The 12,986-nt window shown below is 72.8% G+C and carries 10 protein-coding genes; 8 read left to right on the top strand and 2 right to left on the bottom strand.

Annotation, left to right across the window (positions count from 1 at the left end):
- The first annotated feature begins 52 nt into the window (after window positions 1-52).
- On the top strand, window positions 53-1,195 hold the full coding sequence (locus ACZ55A_RS21840; protein ID WP_468842411.1) for a glycerophosphodiester phosphodiesterase: 1,143 nt from the start codon (window positions 53-55) through the stop codon (window positions 1,193-1,195).
- Between the two features lie 255 nt (window positions 1,196-1,450).
- Window positions 1,451-1,954, top strand: a complete 504-nt coding sequence (locus ACZ55A_RS21835) for a GNAT family N-acetyltransferase (RefSeq protein WP_468842408.1) — start codon at window positions 1,451-1,453, stop codon at window positions 1,952-1,954.
- A gap of 68 nt (window positions 1,955-2,022) precedes the next feature.
- Here the strand turns inward: ACZ55A_RS21835 and ACZ55A_RS21830 are convergent, their stop codons facing one another.
- Both ACZ55A_RS21830 and ACZ55A_RS21825 read right to left on the bottom strand, forming a co-directional pair.
- The gene (locus tag ACZ55A_RS21830; RefSeq protein WP_468842405.1) at window positions 2,023-2,457 is read right to left on the bottom strand and encodes a hypothetical protein; all 435 of its coding nucleotides are present in this window, start codon (window positions 2,455-2,457) and stop codon (window positions 2,023-2,025) included.
- 1 nt (window position 2,458) lies between these two features.
- Window positions 2,459-2,818, bottom strand: coding sequence for a hypothetical protein (locus tag ACZ55A_RS21825; RefSeq protein WP_468842402.1), 360 nt, complete (start codon window positions 2,816-2,818; stop codon window positions 2,459-2,461).
- Window positions 2,819-3,413: 595 nt separating this feature from the next.
- Between ACZ55A_RS21825 and ACZ55A_RS21820 the strand changes: the two genes are divergently transcribed.
- The 6 genes from ACZ55A_RS21820 to cobT all read left to right on the top strand — a co-directional run bounded on the left by ACZ55A_RS21820 (window position 3,414) and on the right by cobT (window position 12,829).
- Window positions 3,414-4,484, top strand: a complete 1,071-nt coding sequence (locus tag ACZ55A_RS21820) for a methionine ABC transporter ATP-binding protein (RefSeq protein ID WP_468842399.1) — start codon at window positions 3,414-3,416, stop codon at window positions 4,482-4,484.
- Complete coding sequence (locus tag ACZ55A_RS21815) at window positions 4,481-5,218, top strand: methionine ABC transporter permease (RefSeq protein ID WP_468842396.1); 738 nt, start codon at window positions 4,481-4,483, stop codon at window positions 5,216-5,218. The genes ACZ55A_RS21820 and ACZ55A_RS21815 overlap by 4 nt, the downstream gene beginning before the upstream one ends.
- A gap of 95 nt (window positions 5,219-5,313) precedes the next feature.
- Entirely contained in the window at window positions 5,314-6,171 is an 858-nt protein-coding gene (locus ACZ55A_RS21810; RefSeq protein WP_468842393.1) for a MetQ/NlpA family ABC transporter substrate-binding protein, read from the top strand.
- Between the two features lie 218 nt (window positions 6,172-6,389).
- A complete protein-coding gene (locus ACZ55A_RS21805; protein ID WP_468842390.1) occupies window positions 6,390-7,025 on the top strand; it encodes a GNAT family N-acetyltransferase in 636 nt (211 codons plus the stop codon).
- 186 nt (window positions 7,026-7,211) lie between these two features.
- A complete protein-coding gene (gene cbiE, locus ACZ55A_RS21800; protein WP_468842387.1) occupies window positions 7,212-8,432 on the top strand; it encodes a precorrin-6y C5,15-methyltransferase (decarboxylating) subunit CbiE in 1,221 nt (406 codons plus the stop codon).
- Window positions 8,433-8,668: 236 nt separating this feature from the next.
- Complete coding sequence (gene cobT, locus ACZ55A_RS21795) at window positions 8,669-12,829, top strand: nicotinate-nucleotide--dimethylbenzimidazole phosphoribosyltransferase (RefSeq protein WP_468842384.1); 4,161 nt, start codon at window positions 8,669-8,671, stop codon at window positions 12,827-12,829.
- Window positions 12,830-12,986 lie beyond the last annotated feature (157 nt).

The following is a 12,986-nucleotide window of genomic DNA, read 5'->3' as shown; positions in this document are numbered from 1 at the left end:
CACCCGGAAGCACCCGGAACCGTACGAACGACCGCAGACAAGGAGCGTGGGTATGCACAAGGGGCAGCAGCCGGGACGTCGGACGGTGCTGGGGGCCGCGGCTCTCGGCGCGGGGGCGGCGGTGTTCGGCGCGGCCGGCCGGGCGGGCGCCGCCGGGCAGGGGGAGACGGGCCGGCCGCAGGAGCTGCCGGTCCCGCTGATCGTCGGCCACCGTGGTGCCAGCGGCTACCGCCCCGAGCACACCTTCGGCTCCTACCAACTCGCCCTCGACATGGGCGCGGACGTCATCGAGCAGGACCTCGTCCCCACCAAGGACGGCCATCTGGTCTGCCGTCATGAGAACGACATCACCGCCACCACCGATGTCTCCGCCCACCCCGAATTCGCGGACCGCAAGACCACCAAGACCGTCGACGGGGTGAAGCTCACCGGCTGGTTCACCGAGGACTTCACGCTCGCCGAGCTCAAGACGCTGCGCGCCAAGGAGCGCATACCGGGCACCCGGCAGCACAACACCCTCTACGACGGCCGGTGGCAGGTGCCGACCTTCGAGGAGGTGCTGCAGTGGGCCGAGCGTGAGGGCCGCAGGCGGGGCCGCCGGGTCTGGCTGCACATCGAGACCAAGCACCCCACCTACTTCCGCAAGCTGGGCCTCGGCCTGGAGGAGCGGGTCGCCAAGGCGCTGCGCGCCCACGGCCGGCACCGCCGGAACTCCCCGAACTTCCTCCAGTCCTTCGAGCCCAGCAGCATCCAGCGGCTGGGCGAGCTGGTGGACTGCCCCAAGGTCGTGCTGCTGGGCACGGTCAAGGACCGCCCCTGGGACTTCGTACAGTCCGGCGACCCGCGCACCGTCGCCGACCTCGTCAGCCCCGAGGGCCTGAAGTGGATCGCCGGTTTCGCCGAGGGCATCGGCCCGGACCTGACCGTGATCATCCCGCGGGACGCGGACGGCAAGCTCGGCACGCCCACCTCCGTGGTCAAGGACGCGCACGCCGCCGGCCTGGTGCTGCACCCGTATACGGTCCGCAACGAGAACACCTTCCTGCCCGCCGACTACCGCCGCGGCACCGACCCCGCCGCCTACGGCGACGCCCTCGGCGTCTTCAAGGCGTACCTCGCCACCGGCATCGACGGCCTGTTCTCCGACAACTGCGACACCGCGCTGCTGGCCGCCGCGGAGTTCCGTAAGCGCTGAGCACCCGCACCGCAGCCGCCCGTCCACGGACCGGCATCGGCCCCTCATCCGTCGAACTCTCATCTGAGTTGGGAATGTCACAGAGGAGCTGGGTGCCGGTCCGTTCCGGTTGTCCTGAATGCCTGCGCAGAATGCTCCGTGGCGGAGATTGCCGCCGCCACAATCCGGGGATTCCGGAAGTCAGGGCACACCGTTCGGGCGCACCCCTCTCACCCTCGCGCGCCCGGACCAACCGAATAGGGGAGGCATACGCGCATGGGCACCAGCGTGACCATCTCTGCGGCGACCGACCAGGATGCCGAGCAGATCCTCAAACTCCAGTACCTCTGTTACCAGGCGGAGGCCGCGCTGTACGACGACTACGGCATCGAGCCGTTGACCCAGACGCTGGAGGCGCTCCGGGCCGAACTGGGCGCGGGCTGCGTGATGGTGGCCAGACTCGGTGCGGAGGTGGTCGGCTCCGTGCGCGGCACGGTCGACGCGGACGGCACCGCGCAGATAGCCAAGCTCATCGTGCACCCCCGGCTCCAGCGGCACGGTCTGGGCGGACGGCTGCTGGCCGCGATCGAGGAGCGGCTGGCGGTGGAGCGCTCGGCCACCCGCTTCCGGCTGCTCACCGGCCACCGCAGCGAGGGCAATCTGCGGCTCTACCGCAGCCACGGCTATGCGCCCGTGGGCACCGAGCAGCTGACCCAGCGGCTGAGCATGGTCACGCTGGAGAAGGAGGCCGCCGCCAAGGAGTTCGTGGCCCAGGCATAGGGCCTGTCCGGCGGACGACGGGGGACGGGCCCGCGTGTGGGGCGGGCCCGTTCACCTAAAGGCGGTCGTCAGGCGGTACGCGCCCGGCGCAGCCACAGGATCCCGGTGACCGGCAGCAGGACGGGGATGAAGAGGTAGCCCATCCCGTAGTCCGACCAGACCGTGGCGTCCGGGAACGCGGAAGGCGCCAGCAGCGTCCAGGTGCCCACGGTCAGCACCCCCACCAGCTCGGCGGCGCAGCACACCAGTGCCGCCTTGCGGGCGGTGTCCCCGCCGCGCACCAGCGAGTAGGTGATGAAGCCGTAGACCAGGCCCGCGAGCGCGGACAGCGTGTACGCGAGCGGGGCGCGCTCGAAGTCCGTGGCGATCTGGACGGCGGAGCGCGAGACGGCGCCGACGACCATCACGCCGTACAGCCAGACCAGCAGGATGCCCGGGCCGGTGATCAGCTTCCGGCGGGTGCGGGGCGCGCCCTGCTCGGCGGTGTTGTCGGTCGCCGTCACCTCAGCCTCCCCAGATGTCGAACAGGCGCACTTCGAGCACGGCCAGGACCACGCCGCCCGCGGAGACCGTCAGCGAACCCCAACGGGTGCGCTCCGCAAGGGACATGAAGCCCGCCGCCGGGATACAGGCGAACGCGCCGAGCAGATACGCCACAAAGATCGTGGTGCCCTGCTCCGGCTTCTCGCCGCGCACCAGCTGCACGAGGCCTATGGCCAGCTGGACCACGGCGAGCAGGCTCACCACGGCCATACCGATGAAGTGCCAGTCCTTGGTGTGCTGGTCCCGGTAGGCGGCGAAACCGCACCAGGCGGCGAGCGCGAGCGCGGCGACGCTGGTCGCGACCGTCAGGGCATCAAGCATGCGCCAGACCCTATTACGGCCGAAAAGGTCCGAGGTGCCCGGCCCCGCACGGCAGGCTGACGACCGTGGCGTTGACCACAGCGCACCCCGCCGGAGAGCTGTCCGTGCCGGCCCCGGCCCCCGGCCGTCGGCGGTATCCGCGCAGGCCATGGAGGGGGCGGTGACGATCTCCGGGGCGGCCCGTTCCGCTGTCCACGGATTGATCAGTGCTGTCCGCTATCCGGACGGGTTTGATCGGCCCGTACTGCTGTCTGGTTTACTTGCCGCCATGACCACGACGAGCAACCGCACCCCTGCGACCGAGGCGACATCGACGCCCGGTGCTCGTTGCATGTGTCGAATGTGTGACCGCTGAGGGCCCCCGCCTGAGACTCGCGCCCCGAAGCGAGCCTTCCCCCAAGCTCTTGAGGAGCAGGGGGACCCCCACCATGCGCCGTACGTCGGTCCCCGACGCACCTCGGCCGCCCCGCGTCACCGGAACCCGGAGCCGGGCCCCGCGCCCGCCGCCGCTCCCCGTTCCCCTCTGCCGCACTCGCAAGAATGCCCCGTGCCCGGCGGGCGAGCCGCCGAGCACTCGACAGTGACGGAATTCCCTGTGATCACCACAACGGGCCTGACCAAGGTCTACCGTTCAGGAGACCGCGAAGTCACCGCCCTGGACGGCGTCGATCTGCACGTCCGCGAGGGCGAGGTGTACGGCGTCATCGGCCAGAGCGGCGCCGGCAAGTCGACCCTCATCCGCTGCCTCAACCTCCTGGAGCGCCCCTCCTCCGGCACGGTCACCGTCGCCGGCCAGGACCTGACGTCCATAGCCGGGCGCGGCCGGCGCGCGAGCGCCCAGCTCCGTGCCGCCCGCAGCCATATCGGCATGGTCTTCCAGCACTTCAACCTGCTGTCCTCGCGCACCGTCCAGGACAACGTCGAACTGCCGCTGGAAATCCTCAAGGTCGACCGCCGCGAACGCTCCCGCAAGGCCCTGGAGTTGCTGGACCTGGTCGGCCTCGCCGACAAGGCCAAGGCGTACCCCGCCCAGCTCTCCGGCGGCCAGAAGCAGCGCGTCGGCATCGCCCGGGCGCTGGCCGGCGACCCCAAGGTGCTGCTCTCCGACGAGGCCACCAGCGCCCTGGACCCGGAGACCACCCGCTCCATCCTGACGCTGCTGCGCGACCTCAACCGCCAGCTCGGCCTGACCATCGTGCTCATCACACACGAGATGGACGTGGTCAAGACGATCTGCGACTCGGCCGCGCTGATGAAGAACGGCCGGGTCGTCGAGCAGGGCACGGTCGCCGAACTGCTGGCCACCCCCGGCTCGGAGCTGGCCAGGGAGCTGTTCCCGGTCGGTGGTGAGCCCTCGGCCGACGACCGCACCGTCGTCGACATCACCTTCCACGGCGCGGACGCCACCCGCCCGGTCATCTCCGAGCTGTCGCGTACGTACAACGTCGACATCTCGATCCTCGGCGCCGCCATGGACACCGTCGGCGGCAAGCAGATCGGCCGGATGCGCATCGAACTGCCCGGCCGCTTCGAGGAGAACGTCGTGCCGATCGGCTTCCTGCGCGAGCAGGGCCTCCAGGTCGACGTGGCCGACGTCGCCCCCGACACCGCCGCCGCGGCCGTCCCGGCGCCCGCCGCCGTGCTCCAGAAGGAAGGTGCCAAGTGAGCTGGAACGAGATGCAGCCGCTGCTGTACGACAACACGCTCGACACCCTCTTCATGGTGTGGTGGTCGACGTTCTACGCGGTGCTCTTCGGCATCCCGGCCGGGGTGCTGCTGCATCTGACCGACCGCGGCGCCATCCTCCAGAACGTCGTGGTGAACAAGGTCCTCGGCGCGGTCGTGAACGTCGGACGATCCTTTCCGTTCCTGATCCTGATCGTGGTGCTGATCCCCTTCACCCGGCTCGTCGTCGGCGTCTCCATCGGCCCGACCGGCGCGGTGGTCCCGCTCGCCATCGCCGCCATCCCGTTCTTCGCCCGACTGGTCGAGGCCGCGCTGCGCGAGGTCGACCACGGCCTGGTCGAGGCCGCCCAGGCGATGGGCGGCGGCACCTGGACCATCGTCTTCAAGGTGCTGCTGCCGCAGGCACTGCCCGCGCTGGTCGCGGCCGTCACCACCACCGTCATCACCCTGATCGGCTACTCCGCGATCGCCGGTGCGGTCGGCGGCGGCGGTCTGGGCAACCTGGCCTACACCTACGGCTACCAGCAGTACGAGACCGCGCTGATGATCACCACCGTCGTGGAGCTGATCGTCCTGGTCACCCTCGTCCAGCTGCTCGGTGACCTGGTCGTCCGCCGGCTCGCCCGGCGCGGCGCCCGCGCCTCCTCCGCCGTACGCACCGGCCTGCGCCGGGCACCCGCCGAGGAGCCGGCCGCCGTCACCGAGGCGGCCTGACCCGGAGCGACCCGCTCCACCCCAGAGCCCGGACCCTTTGCCGGGCGGACACCACGCGGAACCCTCGCGTGTGACACAAGAAAGAGGCACTCTTCGTGCGCAACACCATCAAGATCACCGTGGCCGTCGCGGCCGCCTCTGCCGTCGCCCTCGGCGCGAGCGCCTGCTCGGCCCCGTCCGACACCACCGCCAGCAGCGACAAGAGCGACAAGAACGCCCCGCTCGTCGTCGCCGCGAGCCCCACCCCGCACGGCGCCATCCTCGACTTCGTCAAGAACAAGCTGGCCGCCAAGGCGGGTCTCAAGCTGGTCGTCAAGCCGTTCAACGACTACAAGATCCCCAACAAGGTCACCGACGACGGCCAGGTCGACGCCAACTTCTTCCAGCACAAGCCGTTCCTGGACACCTTCAACAAGGAGAACGGCACCCACATCGTGCCCGTCCAGAACGTCCTCATCGAGCCGCTGGGCCTCTACTCCAAGAAGCTCCAGAAGCTCTCCGAGCTCAAGGCCGGCAGCACCGTCTCGGTGCCCAACGACCCCTCCAACGAGGGCCGGGCGCTCAAGCTGCTCGCCGACAACGGTGTGATCACCCTCAAGCCCGGCGTCGGCGCCGACGCCAAGCTGACCGACGTCAAGGACGACAAGGGCATCAAGATCACCGAGCTGGAGGCCGCCCAGACCGCGCCGCGCATCGACGACGTCGACGCCGCGATCATCAACGGCAACTTCGCCATCGGCGCCCACCTCAAGCCCTCCCAGGACGCGCTGGCCCTGGAGAAGGCGAAGGACAACCCCTACGCCAACTTCCTCGCCGTCAAGAAGGGCAACGAGGACGACCCGCGCATCAAGAAGCTCGCCAAGCTCCTCAACTCGCCCGAGGTCAAGAAGTTCCTCGAGGACAAGTACAAGGACGGCTCGGTCATCCCGGCCTTCGGTCCCGCCAAGAGCTGACGTTCCGTAAGTACGCAGGTCACCGCAGGGCGGCCGGCACAGGAACGAGAAGTGGGCCCCGGACCCGCGCACTGCGCGGCCGGGGCCCACGCGCGTGGCACACCCGCCCGCCGATGCTGCATGCTGGTGCATTCAAGACGGCCAAAACGGCCCGTGACCTCGCGGTAGTACTGTCCGCGACGTCCCGAACACCAGGTCAACGGCGTTGGAGCAGCGGTATGACATCCACCTTTCCGGACATCTCCATCAGCACGGACCGTTTGGTGCTGCGCCCGTTCGAAGAGGCCGATGTGCCCGCCCTCGCCGAGATGATGAACGACGAGCTGGTCGCCGCCTGGACGGCGATACCGCAGCCCTACACCGAGGACGCCGCCCGCGCCTGGGTCACCGAGAGCGCCCCCGCCGAGCGGGCAGCGGGCCACGGCATCGACTTCGCCGTCACCGAATTCCTCACCCAGCGCCCGGTCGGCGTGGTCCAACTGCGCCAGACAGACTGGCGGATCCGCTCCAGCGAGATCAGCTATGTCGTCGCCCCCTGGGCCCGCGGTGAGGGCTACGCCTCCGAGGCGGCGCTCGCGGTGGCCCAATGGCTCTTCCACGATCAGAAGTTCGAACGCATCGAGCTGCGTACCGCCGCCGACAACACCGCCTCCCAGCAGGTCGCCCAGAAGATCGGCTGCATCAGCGAGGGCGTGCTGCGCAACGCCTTCATAGCCCGCAGCCGCACCGAGGACGGCGGCTGGACGGACATCCGTACCGATCTGATCGTCTGGAGCCTGCTGCCCGAGGACCTCGACGGGGTCCCCGGCCGGCTGGCCGACGCGAACGGATTCGCCTACCCCGAGTGGAACTGACGCACGCCCGCGCTCGGGCCCGTACCTCTCGGGGTACCCTCGCCCTGCCACGTACCCGTGCGACCAGCACGGACAGCGCGGACCCGCGCACCACAGCGGCACCACCACCGGCCGGCGGCAACCCCGCGGGCTCCCGGACGCCGCCCCTGCCCGCGTACCCACAGCAGCCCCAGGAGACTGACGAGCATGGCCGACCGGGTCACGGTGATCGGATGGGACGGCTCCCCGCTGACCGACGCCGCCCGCTCCGCCCTCGGCGCCGCCACACTGGTGGCCGGCGCCGCCCACCACCTCGCACTGCCCGAAGTACCGCCGAACGCCGAGCGGATCCGGCTCGGCAGCGTCACCCTGGCCGCCCGCCGGATCGCCCAGCACCGCGGCACCGCCGTCGTACTCGCCGACGGTGACCCCGGCTTCTTCGGCGTGGTCCGTACCCTGCGTGCGCCCGAGCACGGCCTCGAGGTCGAGGTGGTACCGGCCGTCTCCTCCGTCGCGGCCGCCTTCGCCCGGGCCGGTATGCCCTGGGACGACGCCCAGATCGTCGTCGCCCACAGCCGCGATCTGCGCCGCGCGGTCAACGTCTGCCGCGCCCACCCCAAGGTCGCGGTGCTCACCTCGCCCGGCGCCGGCCCGGCCGAACTCGCCCTGCTGCTCGACGGCGTCCACCGCACCTTCGTCATCTGCGAGGAACTGGGCACCGAACGGGAACAGGTGACCGTGCTCACATCGGACAAGGCCGCCGACCACGTCTGGCGCGACCCCAACGTCGTCATCGTCGTGGGCGGTTCCCCCGCGGGTGCCGCCGCCCAGGGCACCGGCTGGATCGCCGGCCACGAGGTCGGCCACCCGACGGGGCCGCGCGGCTGGGGACTTCCGGCCCAGGCGTACGGCGGTGCCCTGGGCGAGGGGGAGTCGGTCCAGCTCCGCACCGCCCAACTCGCCCGGCTCGGGCCGCAGGTGGGCGACCTGGTCTGGGACATCGGCGCGGGCAGCGGAGCCGCCGCCGTGGAGACCGCACGCTTCGGCGCCGCGGTCATCGCGGTGGACACCGACCCGGACGCCTGTGCGCGCACCGCCGCCCTCGCCCGCCGGCACGGCGTCCAACTCCAGGTCGTGCACGGGCGGGCGCCGCAGATCCTGGAGGACCTGCCCGAGCCCGACGTGGTGCGGGTCGGCGGCGGGGGCACCGAGGTCGTCACCGCCTGCGCAGCCCGCCGTCCCGAACGGATCGTCACCCACGCCGCCACCCGCGACGAGGCCGAGGCGCTGGGCCGGGCGCTGGCCGACGGCGGCTATGAAGTCGAGTGCGCCCTGCTCCAGTCCGTGGACCTGGACACCTCCGTCTGGGTCGAACGTGAGCGGTCCGTGGTGTTTCTGCTCAGCGGGTATCGCGTTCCTCACCCGTGACCAGCACGGCAACCCGCGCGAGGTAGGCTGGCGGATCGTTGCGCCGCCGTTCCGCATTCGGCTTCGTACGTCAATATCCGGAAAATGCCGCGGTTTTGGACGAATATGAAGCTCTGGAGAGCGGACGTGCCGCGAGGCGTGCTCGCTCGTTCTAGCTATCGGGGCGTCGGCGCGCCCCGGTCGAGCGCGTCGCACGAGCGGTTGGAAGGAGCACTACCAATGGGCGAGGGGTACGCATGACCGACACCGGCCAGGTCCCGGGCGAGGGACAGCCGGAGAACGCAGGCGGACATCCCGGGCAGCCGCAGCCGGCGGCCGCCTCCTCCCCTGCCGACGCCGGACCGACGGAGCTGCCGGACATGGTGACCCCTCCGGGCGACTACCCCTACCTCGACCAGACGGGCACCGTGGCGGAGGACGACGACCTGCTGCTGATGCCGGGCACCCAGGGCGCCTGGAGCGAACAGCCTGCGCCGCAGCCGTATCCGCAGCCCCAGGAGACCCACCAGGGTCCGGACGGGCAGCCGCAGCAGGGCGTGCCGTTCGACGCGGCCGCCCAGGGAGCCACCGGCTACGAGCCGCTGCCCGCGCACGCCGGTGACCACGAGAGCGGCGGCCGGGACTCCGGTTCCGTCGACCTCAGTTCCGTCCGTATCCCGCAGCCCACGGCCCCCCAGCAGCCGGACCGCGCCCGCGCGGCCGCGTCCGTGCCGCCGCAGCAGCCGGAGCCCACCCGCACCCCCGCCCCCGCGCGCCGCCCCCTGCACATGGGACCGCCGGTTCCCGACGCGACCGGCGGTGTGGTCCGTTCCCTCGCCGACCGCGGCCCCGCGGAGGCCCCGGCCCGGCCCGCCGGACCGCCGACCGGCGGCCCCGAATACTTCGACGCCCCGGCCGAGTTCCCCCAGGGGCCCGAGGCCGTGGCCGGCGAACAGCCGGCGACCGGTGCGCCGGCCGAGGCGCAGCCGACCGCGGACCTGCCGTACCCGGAGCAGCCCGCCGGCGAGGCGGCGGCCGGGCAGCCCTTCGTCGCGCCCGCGTACGACGAGCAGTCCTACGGCGAGGCGCCCTACGGTGGCCAGTGGTCCGCCGAGCAGACCTACGGGGCCGCCGGCCAGGGCCCGTTGCCCGGCCCGCAGCTCGGTGAGATCCCGTCGCAGATGCCGCCGTGGGGCGAGGCCCCGGCCCGGCCCGCCGCGGCTCCGGTTGCAGAAACGGTCGCCCCGGCCGAGGCCGCCGCGCCCGCCGCCGAGGCCGTCCAGGCCGCCGAGGCCGTCCCGCAGGAGGTGGCGCCGGCGGCCGGACAGCCGCAGGCGATGCCGCAGCCCGCCGAGGAAGTCGCCCCGGCCGCCGACGCCCCGGCCGAGACGCCGGACGCCGCCGCGAAGGCCCCGGCCCAGGACGTGCCGGGCGCGCAGCCCGAGGCACCGGCCCAGGCACCCCAGCAGCCGCAGGACGTGGCGCCGCAGGCAGCCGTCGAGGAGGCACCGGCCCCGGAGGCCGCCGTGAACGCTCCTCAGCAGCCCGCGGACCAGGCAACGACGGCCGAGCCGGTCGTCGAGCAGGTCGCCGAGCCCGTGGCACCGGTGCAGCCGGCTGAGCCCGAGCCGGAGCCCGAGGTCCCGGCCGTGCCCGAGCCTGCCGCTGACGAGCCCGTCGCCGGGCAGCAGGTACCGGAGCAGACGGCCGGCGCCCCGGCCGAGGCGCCGGTCGCCGCCGAGGCGGCCCAGGCGCCGCAGGACGCCCCGCCGGCCGGACAGCCGCAGACCGCCGACCAGGCCCAGGCGACCCCGGCGGAGGCCACCGACGCGCCTCAGCCCGCGCCCGCGCCCGCCGCCGACGCGCAGCCGCAGCCCGCGGCGCCGGCCGAGTCCGCCGCCGAGGCCGCCGCGCCCGTGGAGCCCGCCACCGACGAGGCCACCCCGGACGAGGCCGTCGCCCCCGCGCCCGCCGCCGCCCCGCAGGGCCCCGTAGCCGTCCCCGTACCGGAGAACGCCGCGCCCGCTGAGCAGACGGTCCCCGCCGACCAGGCAGTCCCCGCCGACCAGGCGGCTCCCGTGGAACAGACGGTCATAGAGCCGCCCGAGGCGCCGCAGCCGGACGCCGGGCAACCGCAGCCCGGCACCGCCGTGGACGCCGCGGGGCCGCAGACCGCGGAGGCGCCCGCGCCGGACGCCGCGCCCCAGGCCGCGGACGACCCGGCCGCGCAGCAGCCCGCAGCGGCCGCCCCCGACACCCCTGACCGTCCCGCCGAGACGGACGCCCCCGCGGCCCCGGCCGACGGAACCGCGGCGCCCGCCGCGGACACCCCGGCCGACGGATCCGCGCAGGCCCCGGCGAACGCCGAGGCCTCCGTACCGGAGCAGCCCGAGGCCCCCGCCGAGCCGGCCGCCGAAGCGCAGCCCGTCATCCACATCCCGGCCCAGGCGGCGGGCGAACAGGGCGAACCGGCCGTCGCCGCGGCCGTGCCCGCACCGGCGGAGCCGACGCCCGACGGCGACCCCGCCGAGCACGCCCCCCAGCAGCAGGACGCCACCGAACTCGTCCAGCTCGGCGAGGGCAGCGAGGACGGCGAACAGCCGCAGCCCGCCGACCAGCAGCCTGCGGAGGCGCCCGTGCCCGCCGACGAACCCGCCGCCGACGCCTCCGGCCTGCCGGACGTGTCCCCGGCCGCCGGATACGACGACTCCGAGCGGGCGGCCGTCCACCGCGTGATGCGCGAGCGCCGCGACATCCGCAACGGCTTCCGCAGCGACCCGATCCCCAACGAGGTGCTGCTGCGCGTCCTGGAGGCGGCCCACACCGCCCCCAGCGTCGGCCACTCCCAGCCCTGGGACTTCGTCGTCATCCGATCGGCCGAAACCCGCGAGAAGATGCACCAGCTCGCCATGCAGCAGCGCGAGGCGTACGCCAAGTCGCTGCCCAAGGCGCGCGCCAAGCAGTTCCGCGAGCTGAAGATCGAGGCGATCCTCGAAACGCCGGTCAACATCGTCGTCACCGCCGACTCCACCCGCGGCGGCCGGCACACCCTCGGCCGGCACACCCAGCCGCAGATGGCCCCGTACTCCTCCGCGCTCGCCGTGGAGAACCTGTGGCTGGCCGCGCGCGCCGAGGGCCTGGGCGTCGGCTGGGTCAGCTTCTTCGACGAGCGGGAGATGGTCCGCGAACTGGGCCTGCCCGACCACCTCGAAGTCGTCGCCTACCTGTGCGTCGGTTACGTCGACGAGTTCCCCGACGAGCCCGAACTGCTCCAGGCCGGCTGGTCCAAGCGCCGCCCGCTGTCCTGGGTCGTCCACGAGGAGACCTACGGCCGCCGCGCGCTGCCCGGCGAGAGCCCGCACGACCTGCTCCAGGAGACCCTTCAGGGCATCCGCCCGCTGGACGCCAAGGCGCTCGGCGAGGCCTGGGAGCGCCAGAAGCGGATGACCAAGCCCGCCGGGGCGCTGGGCATGCTGGAGATCATCTCCGCGCAGCTGTGCGGGCTGTCCCGGAAGTGCCCGCCGCCGATCCCGGAGCCGGCCGCCGTGGCGATCTTCGCCGGCGACCACGGTGTGCACGCGCAGGGGGTGACCCCCTGGCCTCAGGAGGTCACCGGCCAGATGGTCGCCAACTTCCTGGGCGGCGGTGCGGTCTGCAACGCCTTCGCCAATCAGGTCGGCGCCGAGGTCTGCGTCGTGGACGTTGGTGTGGCCGGGGAGCTCCCCGCCACCCCGGGACTGCTGCCCCGCAAGGTGCGCGCAGGCACCGCCGACTTCACGGCCGGCCCGGCGATGACCCAGGAGGAAGTCCTCAAGGCGATCGAGGTCGGCATCGAGACCGCCCGCGACCTCGTGGCAGCCGGCAACAAGGCGCTGCTCACGGGCGAGATGGGGATCGCCAACACCACCACCTCCGCCGCGCTGATCGCCGTCTACACCGGCGTCGACCCGGCCGAGGTCACCGGCCGCGGCACCGGCATCAACGACGAGACACACGCCCGCAAGGTCGATGTGGTCCGCCGCGCCCTGGAGCTCCACCAGCCCGACCCGGCCGACCCCGTCGGCGTCCTCACCGCGGTCGGCGGCCTGGAGCACGCGGCCCTGGTCGGCCTGATCCTCGGCGGCGCCTCGCTGCGTACGCCGGTGATCCTGGACGGTGTCAGCGCCGGCGCCGCCGCCCTGGTGGCCCGGGCCATCGCCCCCGAGGCGCTGGCCGCCTGCATCGCCGGCCACCGCAGCGCCGAGCCCGGCCATGTCGCGGCCCTGAACAAGCTGGGCCTGCGCCCGCTGGTCGACCTCGATCTGCGCCTGGGCGAGGGCACCGGCGCGCTGCTCGCCCTGCCCGTGGTGCAGAGCGCCGCCCGCGCCATGCACGAGGTCGCCACCTTCGACTCCGCCGGAGTGACGGAGAAGAGCTGACCAGGCCATGACCTCCGCATGACCCCCGGCCCGCAGCCCCATAGGCTGTGGGCCGGGAACGTACCGCCCCGAGGGCCGTACCACTTCCTCAGCCGCTCCAGAGCCGCAGCGACTGAGCTGGTCGTCGAACCGCACCATCCGCACAAGGAGCCGCACC

The organism is Streptomyces sp. NPDC034111, from assembly GCF_055575375.1.
Note: the sequence above shows the minus strand (reverse complement) of the source record. Positions and strands in the feature narration are given on the sequence as shown.